Origin of the sequence: Burkholderia seminalis DSM 23518, from assembly GCF_902832885.1 — a bacterium.
Classification (GTDB): domain Bacteria; phylum Pseudomonadota; class Gammaproteobacteria; order Burkholderiales; family Burkholderiaceae; genus Burkholderia; species Burkholderia seminalis.
Map to the genome: position 1 here is coordinate 105,277 of NZ_CADFDK010000002.1, position 17,911 is coordinate 123,187.

Sequence of the window (17,911 nt, forward strand, 5' to 3'; positions counted from 1 at the left end):
AGGCGGGATGGATCGGGCAGTGCGGGGAACGAGCGGTGGAACCGGGGCGCTCGGCCCGGGTGCGCAGGTGTCTCGCGGATCACGGTCGGCCCGCCAGGCATCGCGCAGGGTGCGGCGCCGGCAGGCCCGCCAACGGTAACCGGCGGGCGCGTCATGGCCAACCAATCGATTCGTATTTGCTTATCGGCGGGCGGCCGATAAGCATCGGGGCCGCCGCCGATGCGTAGAATGCCCGCATGAGCCCATCGATCGCCGTACTCCCGATGTACAACGTGACGCCGCGCCACGCCGCCCTGTGGCGTGCGCTGTTGCGCGACACGCTCGATGCGTTCGCGCAGGCGGGCGGCCCCGCCGACGTCGCGCTGCCCGACGATCCGTTCGACGACCTGCACGCGCTGTGGCGGCGCGACGATCTGCTGCTGTCGCAGACCTGCGGCTATCCGTACCGGATGCTCGGCCTGCGCGACGTCGTGCGCTTGATCGCGACGCCCGCCTTCGACGCGGACGGCTGCGACGGCGCGCGCTACAGCAGCGTGCTGGTCGTGTCGGCGCGTGTGCACGCGGGCGGCGCGACGACGCTCGCCGCATGCCGGGGGCTGCGCGCCGCATTCAACGGCGAGGATTCACACAGCGGGATGAACGCATTCCGGCACGCGGTCGCGCCGCATGCGCATGACGGACGCTTCTTCGGCGCGGTCACGCCGTTCGGCTCGCACGTGAACGTGCTGCGTGCGCTGGCGGCGGGCGAGGCCGATTGCGCGTCGATCGACTGCGTGACGTTTGCCTATGTGCGCGATGCGCTGCCCGATCTGCTGAAGGACATCCGGGTGATCGGCACGACGGCCTCCGCGCCGGGATTGCCGTTCATCGTGTCGCGGGCACTGCCGGAAACGCAGGTCGGCGCATTGCGGGAGGCGCTCGATCGGGCGGTGGCCGCCGATGCGGAACGGGCGCGCGTGCTGCGGCTGAAGGGATTCGAGCGGCTGTCGCCGGCCGACTACGACACGATTGCGCGGTTCGCGGAGGACGCGGCCGCGCACGGCTATCCGGAACTGGCGTGAAGCGCGCCGCGTCGCGCGTCATGCGTCGTCTTCGTCCATCAACCGGACCTTGACCCGCTTGCCCTTGATCTTCCCCGCATTGAGCTTGCGCAACGCGTCGCGCGCGACGCCGCGCTCGATCGCGACATAGGTCGAGAACTCGGTCACGTTGATCTTGCCGATCTGCTTGCCGTCGAACCCGGCGTCGCCGGTCAGCGCGCCGAGCACGTCGCCCGGGCGGATCTTGTCCTTGCGCCCGCCGAGGATCTGCAGCGTTTCCATCGGCGGCAGCAGCACGCTGTCGTCCGCCGGCTTCAGTTCCGCGAGCGGATGCCATTCGACGTCGCGCTTCTGCGCCTGTTCGATCGCGCCGACGCGGCCCATCTCGTCCATGCTCGCGAGGCTCAGCGCCCAGCCTTGCTGATCCGCGCGGCCGGTGCGGCCGATGCGGTGCACATGCACTTCGGGGTCGGGCGTCACGTCGACGTTGATCACTGCTTCGAGCTGCGCGATGTCGAGCCCGCGCGCCGCGACGTCGGTCGCCACCAGCACCGAGCAGCTGCGGTTCGCGAACTGGATCAGCACCTGGTCGCGCTCACGCTGGTCGAGCTCGCCGTGCAGCGCCAGCGCGTGGAAACCCTGCGCATGCAGCACGTCGAGCAGGTCGCGGCACTGCTGCTTCGTATTGCAGAACGCGATCGTGCTCACCGGCCGGTAGTGGTTCAGCAGCTGGCCGACCGCGTGCAGCCGCTCGTTCTCGGTCACCTCGTAGAAGCGCTGGCGGATCTTGCTGTCGTCGTGGCGCTCCTCGAGCTTGATTTCCTTCGGGTTGCGCAGGAACTGCTGGCTCAGCTTCGCGATGCCGTCCGGATAGGTCGCGGAGAACAGCAGCGTCTGGCGCGTGGTCGGGCACATCCGCGCGACCTTCGCGATGTCGTCGAAGAAACCCATGTCGAGCATCCGGTCGGCTTCGTCGAGCACCAGCGTGTTCAGCGCGTCGAGCTTCAGGTTGCCGCGGTCGAGGTGATCCATGATGCGGCCGGGCGTGCCGACGACGATGTGCGCGCCGTGTTCGAGGCTTTGCGCCTGCGGGCGCATCGGCGTGCCGCCGCACAGCGTCAGCACCTTCACGTTTTCTTCGGCACGTGCGAGGCGGCGCACTTCCTGCGCGACCTGGTCGGCCAGCTCGCGCGTCGGGCACAGGATCATCGCCTGCACGTCGAAGCGGCGCGCGTCGAGGCGCGCGAGCAGCGCGAGCGAGAACGCGGCGGTCTTGCCGCTCCCCGTCTTCGCCTGGGCGATCAGGTCCTGGCCGGCCAGCGCGACCGGCAGGCTCGCGGCCTGGATCGGCGTCATGTCGACATAGCCGAGCTGCGCGAGGTTCGCGAGCGTGGCGGGCGTCAGTGGCAGCGCGCTGAAGGGCGTGGGCGTCGATTGGGTCATGTCAGGACAGGTCTCCGAGGTAGGGGCGGCCTTCCATCTGCTCGTAGACGACGTTGCCTTCGTCGTCCTCGAAGCGTTCGAGGTAGTTGCGCGCGCCGCACAGCGGGCAGCGGAACAGCAGCCCCTGGCCTTCGTCCTTGATGACGACGTCGGACTGCTCCCACTGCGTGCCGCAGCTCTGGTTTCTGCAGGTAAACACGGTCTTTCTCCAGCTGAATTCGGTTGATGGCGCGCCCGGGCGGGCGCGGCAACGGCGGGCGGCGCTCGCGCGGCTCGGGCGCGGGCCGCACCGGCGGTGGCTCGGGTTGTGTCGATGCGGATGATGGATCGGGCGGCGACGGGGTCGCGCGTGCCGCAATTCTAGCGGATGCGGGGGCGTCCGCCCGGCGCGCGCCAAGAAAAACGGCCGCCCCGGAGGGCGGCCGTGCGGCGTGGCGAAACGGGGCCGGGCGCGTTACAGCGCCATGTCGGCCGACGCCTTCGCCGGGCGGGCCGGCGCGTTGCCGGCCGGCTGCGACGGCACGCCGAGGTCGATCTTCGGCGGCGGCGACAGCTGCAGCACGTCGCTCGTGTAGGTCCATTCCTCGACGACCTTCGCCGGGCTGTCGTTCAGCTTCGTGCCGTAGCTCGGCACGATCTGGCGGATCTTCTGCTGCCACTCGGGCGTCGCGACCTTGTCCTTGAACACCTTCTTCATCAGGTTCAGCATGATCGGCGCGGCCGTCGACGCGCCCGGCGATGCGCCGAGCAGGCCCGCGATGCTGCCGTCCTGCGACGCGACGATCTCGGTGCCGAGCTTCAGCACGCCGCCCTTGACCGGGTCGCGCTTGATGATCTGCACGCGCTGACCGGCCTGCCACAGGCGCCAGTCTTCCTTCTTCGCGTTCGGGAAGTATTCCTTCAGCGCGTTGAAGCGATCGTCGTCCGACAGCATCAGCTGGCCGGCGAGGTACTGGACCAGCGGGAATTCGTCGACGCCCACCCGCATCATCGGCGCGACGTTGTGCAGGTTGGTGCTCTTCGCGAGGTCGAAGTACGAGCCGTTCTTCAGGAACTTGGTCGAGAACGTCGCGAACGGCCCGAACAGGATGATCTTCTTGCCGTCGATGATCCGCGTGTCGAGGTGCGGCACCGACATCGGCGGCGAGCCGACCGACGCCTTGCCGTAGGCCTTCGCGAGGTGCTGCTTCACGACCTCGGGGTTGTCGGTCACGAGGAACGAGCCGCCGACCGGGAACGCGCCGTAGTCCTTCGCCTCGGGGATGCCCGACGCCTGCAGCAGGTGCAGCGCACCGCCGCCCGCGCCGATGAACACGAACTTCGCGTCGACGGCTTGCGGCGGTTCATCCGAGTGCAGCTTGACCCACGACACGTGCCACGTGCCGTCGGCATTGCGCGTGATCTCGCGCACTTCGCTCGACAGCGACAGCGTGAAGTTCGGCTGCGTCTTCAGGTAGCCGACGAACTGGCGCGTGATCTCGCCGAAGTTCACGTCGGTGCCGATCGGCGTCCACGTCGCCGCGACCTTCTGGTTGCGGTCGCGGCCTTCCATCATCAGCGGTACCCACTGCTTGATCTGGTCGTAGTCTTCCGAATACTGCATCCCGCGGAACAGCGGGCTCGCCTGCAGCGCCTCGTAGCGCTTCTTCAGGAAGCGCACGTTGTCGTCGCCCCACACGAAGCTCATGTGCGGCGTCGAGTTGATGAACGAGTGCGGGTTCTTCAGCACGCCCTGCTTGACCTGCCACGCCCAGAACTGGCGCGAGATCTGGAACGACTCGTTGATCTCGATCGCCTTCGAGATGTCGATCTTGCCGTCCGCCTTCTCCGGCGTGTAGTTCAGTTCGGCGAGCGCCGAGTGGCCGGTGCCGGCGTTGTTCCAGCCGTTCGAGCTTTCCAGCGCGACGCCGTCGAGGCGTTCGACCATCGTCATCGACCAGTCGGGCTGGAGTTCGTGCAGCCAGACGCCGAGCGTCGAGCTCATGATGCCGCCGCCCACCAGCAGGACGTCGACCTTCTTCGTATCGGCGGCGTGCGCAGACGACGTCGCGACGCACAGCGCGAGCGCCGACAGTATTACCCGTAACGTTTTGATCACAGCAGATCCCTTTTTCAACTTGGATACATCGGTTTGCCATGCCGCCCGGCGCGCGGTTCCGTTGCGCCGGCATGCGGATCCGGAGATCCGGATCGCGAATCCGGAATTCCGGATCGACGCGATGCGCCGTTGCATTTGCGCACGCGCAGCCGTTCGGAAGGACACCTTCGGATCGGCTTCCCGCGGGCAGGCAATCGCAGCATCGCGAGGGTGCGCAACGTGCCCGGGCCCTTGTGGCAAGCCTCGGCGGAACGCGCTTCAGGCTGCGTGGAAAGGTGCCGCGCGCGATGCGTTTTTGCGGGGGCGGGGTGGCAAGGGGCGCGTAATATAACCGAACTCGGACAACGTGTCGCAGACGACGAATGCCCCTGTTTTCGTGGGGTTTTTTGCGTGTCCGGGTTTCCGGAATGACGGTGCGCGAGGCGGGAAAACCGGCGGGGTCGGAAGCGCGAAATGCGGGCGACGGACACGCCGTGCGCCACGCGGGTACGTCATCGGGCCGCGGCGTTGCACCGCGCCCCGTTCACGTCGAATCACTTCACTTCGCTTCGCCGTTCCGGCAGAACTGCGCGTAGGCCGGTGCCGAATTCGCGAAGCCATGTGCCTTCGCGAGTTCCCACGGACGCTCGCACTGCTGCGTATGCTCGCACCATGCGTAGCCGGCCGAGCCGATGCAGCCGTGTGCGTCGCGATCGCCGCCGACGGTCGGCGGGGCCGCTTGCGCGGAGGGACCGGCTGGCGCGGACGATTGCGCGGCACAGGCGCTCAATGCGAATGCGCAGGCGATCGCGGCGGCCAACGACGCGGCGGGAAGGTAGCGTTTCATCGGGTAGCGCTCCATGGGATGACGATCGGTGGCGGATGCCCGCATACGGGCGCATGGACGCGTGATCGATCACGCGTCCGGCACCGGCACGCGCGACGAGAACTTCACCTCGCGCAACGCGAGGCTCGACTGGATCGACGATACGCCGGCCTGCTTTCGCAGCACGCGCTCGACGAATTCCGCATACGCGTCGAGATCGGCCGCGACGACCTGCAGCAGGTAGTCGGCGGCGCCGGTGATCTTGTGGCACGACGTGACTTCGTCGTGACGCCGCATCACCTCCTCGAAGTGATCCGAATCCTGATCCGAGTGCATGTTGAACGTGACCTGCACGAACGCGAACACGTTCATGCCGAGCGCGCGGCGGTCGAGGTTCGCCTGGTAGCCGGTGATCACGTGCTCGTCCTCGAGCCGCTTGCGGCGGCGCCAGCACGGCGTGACGCTCAGCGACAGCTTCTCGCCGAGCGTCGCGTTCGACAGCGCGCCGTCTTCCTGCAGCAGGCGGAGCATTGCGCGGTCGACACCGTCCAGTTCAACCGAAGCGCGATTTTTGCTCATATCCGGTGTCTCGTAGACAGATTTCTCAAAATTGTACGAAACGAAGAAGCGAAAAGCAAAGTTATTGCCGGCCGGCGTCAATAGACTGTTACCACCCCATTCCCCTGGTCATCACGGCAACGGTCAATCATGCTCACGGTCTACAGCAGCGATCACCACCTGCATCGCGGCGTCGAACTGAAGGACGGCGCGATCACCGAGTCGTTCGAAAACCCGCTTCGCGCCGAAACGGTGCTCGCGCAGGTCCGCACGGCGGGCCTCGGCGACGTGATCGCGCCGCGTGCGTTCGACCGCGCAAGCTACGCCGGCGCGCACAGCGCGCGCTACGTCGATTTCCTCGCCGGCGCGTGGAACGAATGGACGGCGACCGGCCGCACCTGCCAGGCGCTGCCGCTCGTGTGGCCGGTGCGCGCGATGCCGGCGTCGGCCGCGCTGCCCGATTTCATCGACGGCAAGCTCGGCTTCTTCGCGATGGATGCCGGCGCGCCGATCAACGCGGGCACGTGGGACGCGGTGAGCGCGAGCGCGAACTCGGCGCTCACCGGTGCCGACCTGCTGTCGGGCGGCGGCGCGCGCGCGGCGTTCGCGCTGTGCCGCCCGCCCGGCCATCACGCGGGCCGCGAGTACATGGGCGGCTACTGCTACCTGAACAACGCGGCGATCGCGGCACAGCACGGCATCGCGAGCGGTGCCGCGCGCGTCGCGGTGCTCGACGTCGATTTCCACCACGGCAACGGCACGCAGGACATCTTCTACACGCGGCCGGACGTGCTGTTCGCGTCGCTGCACGGCGAGCCGTCGGTGTCGTACCCGTACTTCTCCGGCTATCCGGACGAGCGCGGCGAGGGGGCGGGAGCAGGCTTCAACCTGAACCTGCCGCTGCCGAAGGGCACGCAGTGGGACACCTACTCGGCGGCGCTTGGCCGCGCCGCGGCGGCGATCGCGCGGCACGCGCCCGACCTGCTCGTCGTGTCGCTCGGCGTCGACACGTTCGAGCACGACCCGATCAGCCATTTCAAGCTGCGCTCGCCCGACTTCCTGCGGATCGGCGAGGCGCTCGCGCGCCTGAACCTGCCGACGCTGTTCGTGATGGAAGGCGGCTACATGGTCGACGAGATCGGCATCAACGCGGTGAACGTCCTGCTGGGATTCGAAGGGCGCGCGTGAGCGCATGCGCGGCCTTCGACGAACGACGGATCCGGACACGAACGAAGCGTGATTAAGGAGGAGACAGGCATGAACCGGCATCACAAGACGGCACTCGCCACCGCGGCCGCACTGACGTGCGCACTGGCCGCATGGCCCGCGCATGCGGACGACATCGTGCGCATCGGGCACGTCGCGCCGCTGACCGGCGCGATCGCGCATCTCGGCAAGGACAGCGAGAACGGCGCGCGGCTCGCGGTCGAGGAAATCAACGCGAAGGGCCTGACGATCGGCGGCCGGAAAGTCACGCTGCAACTCGACGCGCAGGACGACGCGGGCGATCCGCGCACCGCGACGCAGGTCGCGCAGCGGCTCGTCGACGACAGGGTCGTCGGCGTCGTCGGCCATCACAACTCGGGCACGTCGATCCCGGCGTCGCGCGTGTATCGCGACGGCGGCATCGTGCAGATCTCGCAGGCCGCGACCAATCCGACGTACACGCAGCAGGGGTTCAAGACGACCTATCGCGTCGTCGCGACCGACGCGCAGCAGGGGCCGGCGCTCGCGATGTATGCGGCGAAGCACCTGGGCATCAAGACGGTCGCCGTGGTCGACGATGCGACCGCGTACGGGCAGGGCCTCGCGACCGAGTTCGAGGAGGCCGCGCAATCGGCCGGGATGAAGGTCGTGTCGCGCGACGCGACCAACGACAAGGCGATCGATTTCCGCGCGATCCTCACGAAGATCAAGGGCGAGAACCCGGACGCGATCATGTACGGCGGAATGGATGCGACGGGCGGCCCGCTCGCGAAGCAGGCACGCCAGCTCGGCCTGCGCGCGAAGCTCCTCGCCGGCGACGGCGTGTGCTCGACCGACCTGCCGAAGCTCGCGGGCCCGGCGTCGGACAACGTCGTGTGCTCCGAAGCCGGCATCGCGCTCGAGAAGATGCCGGGCGGCGCGGCATTCGCGAAACGCTACGAAGCGCGCTATCACCAGCCGATGCAGGTGTATGCGCCGTTCTCGTACGACGCGGTGTACATCATCGTCGACGCGATGAAGCGCGCGAATTCGACGAACCCGTCGAAGGTGCTGGCCGCGATGCCGGCCACCGACTATCGCGGCGTGATCGGCGAGACGAGCTTCACGCCGCAGGGCGACCTGAAGCACGGCGCGATCTCGGTATTCACGTACAGGGGCGGCAAGAAGGCCCTGCTCGACATCGTGAAGATGTGACGCGGTGCGCGCCGGTATCGCGCGCCCGTCGCACGCGCGGACCTCAGGCCGCGATATCGGCGAACACGTCGTGGTCGATCACGCCGGGCACGAGGCGCGGCTGCCGCAGCCAGTCGAACGCGAGTTCGACGACGAGCGGTGTCGGCCGGCTGCAATGCAGCGACCCGACGGACCCGCGGTCGATCCACGCGCAATGCGCGATCTCGCTCATCGGGCGCGCGATCGCATCCGGATCGATCTCGGCGAGAAACACGTGGTGCACCTTGTGCGCGCCTGCGATCCGGAACAGATAGCGGGCATTGCCGCACGCGAGCCCGGTTTCCTCGAGCAGTTCGCGGCGCGCGGCGTCGCGCAACGATTCGCCGGGCCGCGGCGTGCCGCCGGGCAGTACCCAGCGGGCATTCAACCGGGCGACCAGCAGGATCCGGTCGCCGCGTCGGCACAGCACGGTGGCGCGTTCTTTCATGCGGGTTTCCCGATTGAATGCCCGTGTGTCGAATCGACGGGCAAAAAAACGCCGCTCGGCAAGAGCGGCGAAGAACGGAGATGGATACTGGCGTGTGCCGGACGGGATGACCGCTTCATCCGGCACGCTCATTGTGGCGAGCGTCGCACGCGCAGTGAATCAGACAAGTCTGATTTGAGCGCGGCCAGCGGGCGCATCGCTCCGGAGCGATGTCCCCGCCGCTTACACCCGCTGCGCGCGTGCGCCGTCCGTGCGGCGTTCGGCGTCGTGCACGATGTGCAGTTCACGCGTGCGGATCGGCAGCGCGCAGTCCGCGTCGGCGAGCGTCTTGCGCACCTGGCGCGCGAGGCGCCAGCGCATCGCCCAGAACGTGTCGGTATGGGTCCACACGCGCAGGTTCGCGACGGCCGTGCTGTCGTCGAAGCGCATCACCATCACGTCGGGCGCGGGATCCTGCAGCGCGTCGGGATCGGCCGCGGCCAGCGCGCGCAACGCGTCGAGCGCGCGATCGATATCGTCGTGTACCGACACGTCCACTTCGAGATCGAGGCGGCGCGTCGGGTTGCGCGTGTAGTTGCGGATCGCGCTGCCCCACAGCGCGCTGTTCGGCACGTATTCGCAGATGCCGTCCGGCTTCGTCAACCGCGTCATGAAGAGCCCGACCTCGTCGACGGTGCCCGCGACGCCGGTGCCGCCATCGATGTAGTCGCCCACCTTGAACGGCCGCAGCAGCAACAGCATGATGCCCGCCGCGATGTTCTGCATCGTGCCCTGCAGCGCGAGCCCGATCGCGAGGCCGGCGGCCCCGAGCACCGCGATGAGGCTCGCGGTCTCGATGCCGAGCTGCGACAGCGCGCCGACGATCGCGACGATGCGGATGCCCCAGACGGCGACGTCGCAGAGGATCGGCCGCAGCGTGTCGTCGACGCGTTTCTTGTTCGCGAGCAGCCGGTTCAGCCAGCGGCCGATGCGTTTGGACAGCCACCAGCCGGCGACGAGCAGCGCCAGGCCGGCGCAGAGCCGGAGGGAGAGCGTGGACAACGCGTTCCACAGGAACGTCCAGCGTTCCGGATGAAATTGTTCGAGAAACATGACGGGATTCCGGGTTGAAGACAGGGGGCGCGGTATGTCGTGCGCAGGCAGCCTTCGACTCTACCCGGCGCACGGCGGTTCGCGCGATTGCACGGGGTCGGACGGTGGAAACGCAATTTCGTTCGTGTACTAAACGGCATTTTCCAAAAATAAGATTGGTCCTATTTAGCCGAAGTGGGTACGCCGATACACTCGATTTCAAGTTGCCGGGCCGCGCCGATCATGGTTCGTGATGCCCGGTTTTTCCGTGTTTTTTCCCGATTTTCATTGATAGCGAGTGACGACGTCATGCGGTTAGACCTGCGTTCCCGTCTCGCACGCGAACAAGGTCGATCCGCCGAGCGCGGCGTCCGATGTTTTCCGACGCTCCGCGCGCTGATGCGCGGTGTCGCCGCGGCGGCCTGCGTGGCCGGCGCGCACGGGTCGGCGGCGCAAGCGGTGCACGATGCCGCCTTCGCACCGGCGACCGCGGAATCCAGCGACCTTGCCGGCGTGCCTTTTTTCAGTTCCGCCCGAACGACGTGGGGCGGTTTGCGCGCGTCGGTCGTGCCGCTCGACGTCGCGTACGCATCGTACGCGTTGCACGGGCCGCCGGCCGCCGAGCGCGACGGCCCCGTTGCCCGCTTCGGTGCATGCGTGGCTTACCGCGTGCTGTGCGAGGCGGCACGCGGCGCGGTCGAACGCAGTTATGCAGCGCGGTTCGATTACGGCCTTGCGTCGCCGTTGCCCGCGCTGGATCCGCCATCGGCGCCCGGGCGTCCCGCCGTCGATCTCGCCTCGGCCGATGCGTTCACGCTCGCGCCGCCCAGCCGCGGCACCCGTGCCGGCGCGATCACCGGCACCTTGCGGGCGTCGCTGGCGCGCGCCGAACTGCCGGCCGGCGTCGCCGCGCAGATCACCCGCTTGCTGACCGGACGCGTCGATCCGACGCAGCGTGGTGCGGCCGGCGACACCTTCCGCGTCGCCTTCGAATCCGACGGCAGGGCGAAGCAGCCGGGCCGTGCACGCGTGACGGCGCTCGATATCCGCTTTCGCGGGCAGCGGGTCGCGGCCGTATGGTTCGTGCCCGATGCGCGCGCGCCCGGCGCGTACTACGACCTCGACGGCATGCCACTCGCTGGTTCGCGGTTTGCCATGCCGGTCGCCGCGACGCGGATCAGCTCGCATTTCGGTGCGCGCGTGCATCCGGTGAGCGGCGCGCGTCACGTGCATTCCGGCGTCGATCTCGCGGCGCCGGCCGGGCGCGCGGTGCATGCGTCGGAGCGCGGCGTCGTGACGTTCATCGGCACCGAGCCGCGCGGTTACGGCAAGTACGTGGTGATCCGTCATGACGGCGGTTATGCGTCGTACTACGCGCACCTGTCGGCGTTCGATCCGGCGTTGCGAACCGGCATGCGGGTCGTGCGCGGCCAGCGCGTCGGTGCGGTCGGCAGCACGGGGACGGCCACCGGCCCCCATCTGCACTTCGAGGTGCGCAGGCATGCCCGCCTTGTCGATCCGATCGCGCTGGTGCAGGCGGCCAAAGCGGCGAAGCTCAAGGGGGAGCAACGCGTGGCGTTCCGCCGCGTGGCGCGCGATGCGCGCACGCAACTGGCGTTGGCGGCGCTGGCGCAGCCGGTGGCAATGTCGAAGGTCGATGCGCCGCGGGCGGGTTGACCGCCAGCCTCCGAAGTCCGTCGATGCCGGTCGCAATGACCGGCATCGTTGCGTGGGCCAACCGGTGCTCCGTCGCCACCGAATGTGCGCGTCGCCGGCGCTCGTACGGCAGGACGGGGCCTACGTCCGTCCGGTGCTTTCAGCCCAGTCCGATGTACCCGTCTTCGTCCCGTCGCTAAGATTTTCGTATGCAACGCGCATGGCGATTTCCGCAGGTGATCGTCGCTGTCGCGTTCGCGCGTCAATCGGCTCGATCGCGCGCGCCGGATGGTGTCCGCAGGCGTGTCGACGCTTCATGTGTCGACGGCCGCGGCGCGGAATGCGCGACGACACAACGGGATGAAAAACCATCTATGTCAAAACTTGACCTCACATCGAAACGCACCTGGAGCGCACTGGCGGCGATCGCGGTCGTGGCCGGCGCACTGACGTCCGCGCTCGCGTGGGCGGCGGGCTGGATCGGATCGCGCACGACGAGCGCATCGCTGGTGTCCGAGACGCCGCAGCCGTTTCCGCCGGGCTTTCGCCGCGCGCACGGCAAGGGCATCTGTTTCGCCGGCACCTTTCGTCCCGACGGCGCGGCGGTGCCGTTGTCGACCGCGCGCGTCTTCACGCAGGCGGATATTCCCGTCGTCGGGCGGCTCTCGATCGGGACCGGCAGTCCGCATGCGGCGGACAGTTCCACGACGACGCTGAGCATGGCCCTGCTGCTGACGACCGACGACAAGCAGCAATGGCGGATGGCCATGAACAACCAGCCGTACTTCGCGACACACGAACCGGAAGGTTTTCTGGCGATGCAGCGGGCAACGGCTCCCGATCCGGCCACCGGCCAACCCGACCCGGAGCGGGTAGCCGCTTTTCTGAAGGCGTACCCGGAGGCAGGGAAGTTCATGAAATGGGCGGCACGGGAACCGGCACCGGGCAGCTTCGCCGGCGCGACGTTCCATAGCGTCAACGCCTTTTATCTCGTGGCCGCCGACGGGCACCGGCAAGCGGTGCGCTGGATGATGCGCCCGCATGATCCGTTCGTGCCCTTGAGCGATGTTCAACGGCGGAAGGCCGACCACGACTTCCTGTTCGAAGGCGTGCGCGCGCGGCTCGCGCAGAAGCCGCTCTATTGGGACTACGTACTGCAGCTCGCGCAGCCCGGCGATGCCGTGGACGACGCATCGCAGCCGTGGCCGGCCGATCGCAAGCAGATGGTCGCCGGCACGCTGGAAATGACGGGCGTCGTCGAGCAGGCGGAGGGCGCCTGCCGGGACATCAACTTCGATCCTTCGATCGTGCCCGCGGGCGTCGAGGTGTCGAACGATCCGATCCTGAATGCGCGTTCGGGCGCATACGCGCATTCGTTCAATCGCCGCGAGCGGGAAATCGGCTACGGCAAGGCGACCGAGGCGGTCGGCAAGCAGGAGGTCAAATGAGTACGCAAAAGCGCGCGAGCGGCGGCGCGCCGCGCCATTTCAATGCGCTGGCGAGAGGTCTGCACTGGTTGATGGCCGCGATGATCCTGGCCATGCTGTTCATCGGTGCCGGCATGATGACGTCGTTGCATCATCGAATCTGGCTGATCGACCTGCATCGGCCGCTGGGTATCGCAATCCTCGTGCTCGCGCTGCTGCGCGTCGCGAACCGGTTGCACAGCCGGCCGCCCGCACTGCCCGAGAATCTCCCGCATTGGCAGAGGCTGGCCGCGAAGGCATCGCACTGGATGTTGTATGCGCTGATGCTGGCGCTTCCACTGATCGGGTGGGCGCTGCTGTCGGCGGGCGGTTTCCCGATCGTCCTGTTCAAGGGCGTCAATCTGCCGGCGATCGTGCCGGCCAGTCCGATCCTCTTCGCATGGCTGCGCGATGCGCATGGCCTGTTGGCGCGACTGCTGTTCGTCGTCGTCGTGGGCCATCTGTCGGCTGCCCTGGTTCATGCGTGGATCTACCGGGACGGCGTTTTCTCGAGCATGGCACGAGGCGAGCGCCGACGCGGATAAGCGGCCCAGTGTCTGACTGTCGCCGGAGCCTGTCGAATGACGGCTCCGGCGACAGTCGTCCGGCAAGCTGGAATACGTATCGGCCGGTTCGACAATCGAATCGGCGAGCGGGTGTACCGGATGCGGGTCGTCCGCATCGTGCAGAGCAGCATCGTCGAGCGGCATATCGCCAATGCATGGCCAACGAATGGCGGCATTGCGTCAGTATTTCCGAATCGCCCGAAATCCGTCATCCGCACTTTCAGCGTTTTCGTCCAAACCGGCAAATTCAACCGGTTTCCCCGCCGCGCGGCCGCCGCGCCGTCGCGCAAAGGGTTGCTGCAAAGCAGCAGCCCAGCCCGTTTCGCTTGTTTCCCAATCCGAAATGAATCGCCGCGTGATTGCCGATATCACGCAATCGCATCTTGCGATTATTTCGAGACAGGTGATATAACCCGGTTCACGCACCGATTTGCAGCAATAACGTCACCAATAAATGCGAGCGGAAAAATGAAAAGAAAGGCGCGGAATCTGGGTTTGGGTGGAGTGGCGATCCTGACCGGCGCAATGCCGGTCGGTACGTATGCGACATGCTCGGCCACCGCGCCTGGCAGCGGCACGACCGTCACGTGTACCGGCGCGAACGCGCCGTCGGTCGTGGCCACGGCCGGCAGCACCAACGTGACGATCAACCTCGATTCGACGGTGACGGGCAGCTACGTGCTGTCGTCCGCGCCGACACCGTTCTCCGTCGACACGTCGAGCACGGTCACCAACAACGGCAACCTGTCGATGTCCGGCAACGGCACGGGCGTCGCGAACCGCGGCGCGGTGCTGCTCGGCGTGAACAACGGCAATACGCTCACCAACGGCGCGGCCGGCGTGATCGCGACGACCGGTCAGTACAACGACGGGATGGCCGCGAACGGCAACAACAACACGCTCGTCAACAACGGCACGATCACGACCACCGGCAACAACGCGTACGGGATGACGGCCGCGTGGGGGCAGAGCAATCCGGGCGCGGCGGGCAACCAGATCGTCAATACGGGCACCGTGACGACGTCCGGCAACAACGCGCGTGCGGCGTCGCTGCTCGGCGGCAACGGCACGATCACCAACAGCGGCACGCTGACGTCGAACGGCCGCGATGCGCCGGCCGTCTACATGCAGGGCAACAACGACACGCTGGTCAACAGCGGCACGATCCAGACGACCGGTACCGCGACGAGCGGCGGCAGCGTCGACGCCGTCGTATCGAACACGCTCGGCAGTTCGTTCACGGCGACGATCACGAACCAGGCCGGCGGCAGGATCATCAGCAACAACGGGATCGGCGTGCGGTCGACCAACGGCGCGACCACCATTACCAACGCGGGGCTGATCCAGGGCGGCGGCGGTACCGCGATCCAGGGCGGCAACGGCAACGTGACGCTGATCCTGCAGACGGGCTCGCAGATCGTCGGCACGGCGAACGGCGGCGCCGGCACCAACACGGTGACGCTGCAGGGCACGGGCACCGCGTCGAACGCGTTCACGAACTTCCAGAGCCTGACGATGGCCGGCACCGACTGGACGTGGGCCGGCACCGGCACGTTCTCGACCGCGCTGGTGCAGAGCGGCACGCTGAACCTCATCGGCACGCTCGGCACGACGACGGCGTCGGTCGTCGCGGCCGTCAACGCGGGCGCGACGCTGCAGGCGAATGCGTCGAACCTGCCGCTGTCCGTCACCGACAACGGGCTCGTGCGCTTCCAGCAGGACAGCGCCGGCACGTACACGGGTACGATCGGCGGCTCGGGCGCGGTGGAGAAAACCGGTGCGGGGACGCTGACGGTCACGCCTTCTTCTGCCGGCGGCAACACGTACTCGGGCGGCACGACGATTATGCAGGGCACGCTATCGGTCGCGGCGGACAACGCGCTCGGTGCGGCGTCGGGAGGCTTGACGTTCAACGGCGGCACATTGCAGCTTGGTAGCTCGTTCAACCTGTCGTCGAGCCGTATGGTGTCGATCACGCCCGGGGGCACCGGCACGATCGATACGCAGGGCTTCAACACGACACTGACGCAGAACTTCACAGGTAATGGCTCCCTGACGAAGCTGGGCAGCGGCACGTTGACGCTGAACGGCCCCAGCAATGTCACAGGTTTCACCCAAATCAAGGCGGGAACGCTGGTGCTTGGCGATGGACTGGGTGGACCTGCCACGATGACTGGTGGCGGCGGGGCGAGGATCGAGCCCGGTGCAACATTCGGCGGTTACGGCAGTGTGGCGGGCGACGTAGTGAACTATGGCACGGTTGCCGTCGCGAACGCATTGACCGGCCTCGCGAGCGGCCGCAACGGCAACCTGGAGATCAAGGGGCTGCTGACGAACGCGGGGCTCTTGCAACTGGGTGGCGCCGGCGTTGGCAACACGCTGACGATCGTCGGTGGCGGCTACATCGGGCAGAACGGGACGGTTGCGCTGAATACTTATCTGGCCGGGGATGGCGCGGCATCGGATCGGCTGATTGTCGGCACAGGCGGTGTCAGCGGCTCGTCGATGCTGAAGGTGACGAACGTGGGCGGCCCCGGCGCGCAGACAACGGGCGACGGCATCCAGGTCGTGCAGCTGAACAATGGCGGGACGTCTGGCGCGGGCGCGTTCTCGCTGTCGGGCGGCACGGTGAGCGCGGGCGCGTATTCGTATTTCCTCGCGAAGGGCGGCACGGCGAACGGCACCGGCGACAACTGGTACCTGCGCAACACGGTACCGCCCAAACCGCAGCCGCCGGTGGTCGAGCCCGGCCAGCCGACGCCGCCGACCGAACCGCCGGTCACGCCGGCCGAAGGCACGCCGGGATCGATCGTTGAAGCTGTCGACAATGCAGGCACCGGCGGTAACCCGGAACCGATCTACCGTCCCGAAGTGCCGCTGTACGCGGAAGCGCCGGCCGTCGCGCGCCAGCTCGGCCTGCTGCAGATCGACACGTTCCATGACCGGCAGGGCGAACAGGGCTTGCTGGCCGAGAACGGTTCGGTGCCCGCGTCATGGGCACGCGTGTGGGGCGGCAAGAGCGACATCAAGCAGAAGGGCGACGTGACGCCGTCGTTCGACGGCACGGTGTGGGGGATGCAGGTCGGGCAGGATCTCTACGCCGATACGACTGCCGGTGGCCATCGCAATCACTACGGCTTCTTCCTCGGCTTCTCGCGCGCGGTCGGTGACGTGAACGGTTTTGCTCTTGCACAGCAGGACATGGGCGTCGGCTCGCTGCAGGTCAATGCGTACAACCTCGGCGGTTACTGGACGCATATCGGCCCGGGCGGCTGGTATACGGATGCGGTCGTGATGGGCAGTGCACTCACGGTGCGCACGCATTCGAACGACAACGTGAGCGGCTCGACGAACGGCAACGCATTCACGGGTTCGGTCGAAGCGGGCTTCCCGATCGCGCTCGGTTACGGGCTGACGCTGGAGCCGCAGGCGCAACTGGTGTGGCAGTACCTGTCGCTGGACAAGTTCAACGACGGCGTGTCGGATGTCACGTGGAACAACGGCAACACATTCCTCGGCCGGATCGGCGCTCGCCTGCAATACGCGTTCGATTCGAACGGCGTGAGCTGGAAGCCATACCTGCGCGTGAACGTGCTGCGTTCGTTCGGCAGCGACGACAAGACGACATTCGGCGGTTCGACGACGATCGGAACGCAGGTCGCGCAGACGGCCGGTCAGGTCGGCGCGGGGCTGGTCGCGCAACTGACGAAGCGCGGCAGCGTGTATGCGACGGTCAGCTATCTGACGAACCTGGGCGGCGAGCACCAGCGCACGATCACGGGGAATGCGGGTGTGCGGTGGGCGTGGTGAGGGCGCGCCGTGGCAGCGATTCGGCTGCGGCGCGGGCAATCGATGCTCGCATGGGGCATGCGTATCGCAACTAGCAGCAATGCAGCATTTGAAGCTCGTTGCAGCGAGCCCGATCCGGAGAGGCGATGCGTTTGCGATCGTGAAGTTCGACGAGAAGTGCCCGATGGTCGTGCCGACCTTCGATGCCGCGAAGAAAGTGGTGTGTCAGCGACTTGGAGCGCGGGCGCCGCAGCACGCGATAACGGCGCTGATCGACGAGCTGGCCGCGCAGACGATGATTCAGCAGTAAGCGTGTGCGAGCCGGTCACGCCGCTGCCATTGTCGATGACGGCGGATTTCTTCAGAGTACGTGCAACGCAAGAATTAGATCGTTTAGCTAACTGACGAATCGCGAGGAGGTCGCCTTAGAGTCCGAAGGAAGCGTGTAGCGACGCATTGACATACCGAAGCCAGATACCCGGCTCGCCTGGCCTGACGAGCGTGACCTGATCGGGGCTCGTGACCGGCAACGGGCACGTCGCGTTGTCGCGGG

At 67.3% G+C, this 17,911-nt stretch carries 17 protein-coding genes; 9 read left to right on the plus strand and 8 right to left on the minus strand.

The window, feature by feature from the left end:
• Positions 1–236: 236 nt before the first annotated feature.
• Positions 237–1,061: a phosphate/phosphite/phosphonate ABC transporter substrate-binding protein gene (locus tag HWX00_RS06925; protein WP_069705913.1), complete on the plus strand. Its 825-nt coding sequence runs from the start codon at positions 237–239 to the stop codon at positions 1,059–1,061.
• An 18-nt stretch (positions 1,062–1,079) separates the two neighbouring features.
• Here the strand turns inward: HWX00_RS06925 and dbpA are convergent, their stop codons facing one another.
• The 5 genes from dbpA to HWX00_RS06950 all read right to left on the minus strand — a co-directional run bounded on the left by dbpA (position 1,080) and on the right by HWX00_RS06950 (position 5,965).
• Positions 1,080–2,483, minus strand: a complete 1,404-nt coding sequence (gene dbpA / locus HWX00_RS06930; RefSeq protein WP_175027250.1) for an ATP-dependent RNA helicase DbpA — start codon at positions 2,481–2,483, stop codon at positions 1,080–1,082.
• Position 2,484: 1 nt separating this feature from the next.
• Positions 2,485–2,682, minus strand: coding sequence for a hypothetical protein (locus tag HWX00_RS06935; protein WP_006483193.1), 198 nt, complete (start codon positions 2,680–2,682; stop codon positions 2,485–2,487).
• 255 nt (positions 2,683–2,937) lie between these two features.
• Positions 2,938–4,581 (minus strand): malate dehydrogenase (quinone), encoded by a 1,644-nt coding sequence (gene mqo / locus HWX00_RS06940; RefSeq protein WP_034189660.1) that lies wholly within the window; start codon positions 4,579–4,581, stop codon positions 2,938–2,940.
• Between the two features lie 538 nt (positions 4,582–5,119).
• On the minus strand, positions 5,120–5,407 hold the full coding sequence (locus tag HWX00_RS06945) for a hypothetical protein (protein WP_175027252.1): 288 nt from the start codon (positions 5,405–5,407) through the stop codon (positions 5,120–5,122).
• Between the two features lie 69 nt (positions 5,408–5,476).
• A complete protein-coding gene (locus tag HWX00_RS06950) occupies positions 5,477–5,965 on the minus strand; it encodes an Lrp/AsnC family transcriptional regulator (protein WP_034189659.1) in 489 nt (162 codons plus the stop codon).
• A 129-nt stretch (positions 5,966–6,094) separates the two neighbouring features.
• Between HWX00_RS06950 and HWX00_RS06955 the strand changes: the two genes are divergently transcribed.
• Both HWX00_RS06955 and HWX00_RS06960 read left to right on the plus strand, forming a co-directional pair.
• Entirely contained in the window at positions 6,095–7,132 is a 1,038-nt protein-coding gene (locus HWX00_RS06955) for a histone deacetylase family protein (protein ID WP_175027253.1), read from the plus strand.
• Between the two features lie 69 nt (positions 7,133–7,201).
• Entirely contained in the window at positions 7,202–8,344 is a 1,143-nt protein-coding gene (locus tag HWX00_RS06960) for a branched-chain amino acid ABC transporter substrate-binding protein (protein WP_175027254.1), read from the plus strand.
• A 43-nt stretch (positions 8,345–8,387) separates the two neighbouring features.
• Here the strand turns inward: HWX00_RS06960 and HWX00_RS06965 are convergent, their stop codons facing one another.
• Positions 8,388–8,810 (minus strand): NUDIX hydrolase, encoded by a 423-nt coding sequence (locus HWX00_RS06965; protein WP_175027255.1) that lies wholly within the window; start codon positions 8,808–8,810, stop codon positions 8,388–8,390.
• Positions 8,811–9,032: 222 nt separating this feature from the next.
• Complete coding sequence (locus tag HWX00_RS06970) at positions 9,033–9,902, minus strand: mechanosensitive ion channel family protein (RefSeq protein ID WP_175027256.1); 870 nt, start codon at positions 9,900–9,902, stop codon at positions 9,033–9,035.
• Positions 9,903–10,190: 288 nt separating this feature from the next.
• On the opposite strand from HWX00_RS06970, the gene HWX00_RS06975 reads away from it, so the two are divergent.
• Positions 10,191–11,558, plus strand: a complete 1,368-nt coding sequence (locus HWX00_RS06975; RefSeq protein ID WP_175027273.1) for a M23 family metallopeptidase — start codon at positions 10,191–10,193, stop codon at positions 11,556–11,558.
• Positions 11,559–11,799: 241 nt separating this feature from the next.
• Here HWX00_RS06975 and HWX00_RS36720 read toward each other — a convergent pair whose 3' ends face one another.
• Positions 11,800–12,171 carry a hypothetical protein gene (locus tag HWX00_RS36720; protein WP_226193718.1) on the minus strand — a complete coding sequence of 124 codons (372 nt, stop codon included), beginning with the start codon at positions 12,169–12,171 and terminating at the stop codon, positions 11,800–11,802.
• Here HWX00_RS36720 and HWX00_RS06980 point away from each other — a divergent pair.
• From HWX00_RS06980 to HWX00_RS07000, 5 genes are all read left to right on the plus strand, one after another.
• The gene (locus tag HWX00_RS06980) at positions 12,143–12,985 is read left to right on the plus strand and encodes a catalase family peroxidase (RefSeq protein ID WP_244131163.1); all 843 of its coding nucleotides are present in this window, start codon (positions 12,143–12,145) and stop codon (positions 12,983–12,985) included. The two genes, HWX00_RS36720 and HWX00_RS06980, sit on opposite strands and share 29 nt — an antisense overlap.
• Positions 12,982–13,548, plus strand: a complete 567-nt coding sequence (locus HWX00_RS06985) for a cytochrome b (protein ID WP_124670688.1) — start codon at positions 12,982–12,984, stop codon at positions 13,546–13,548. The genes HWX00_RS06980 and HWX00_RS06985 overlap by 4 nt, the downstream gene beginning before the upstream one ends.
• A gap of 176 nt (positions 13,549–13,724) precedes the next feature.
• Complete coding sequence (locus tag HWX00_RS06990; protein WP_154233779.1) at positions 13,725–13,916, plus strand: hypothetical protein; 192 nt, start codon at positions 13,725–13,727, stop codon at positions 13,914–13,916.
• Between the two features lie 121 nt (positions 13,917–14,037).
• Entirely contained in the window at positions 14,038–17,379 is a 3,342-nt protein-coding gene (locus HWX00_RS06995) for an autotransporter outer membrane beta-barrel domain-containing protein (protein WP_226193690.1), read from the plus strand.
• Between the two features lie 139 nt (positions 17,380–17,518).
• Positions 17,519–17,668, plus strand: a complete 150-nt coding sequence (locus HWX00_RS07000) for a hypothetical protein (protein WP_154233778.1) — start codon at positions 17,519–17,521, stop codon at positions 17,666–17,668.
• The last annotated feature ends 243 nt before the right edge of the window (positions 17,669–17,911 follow it).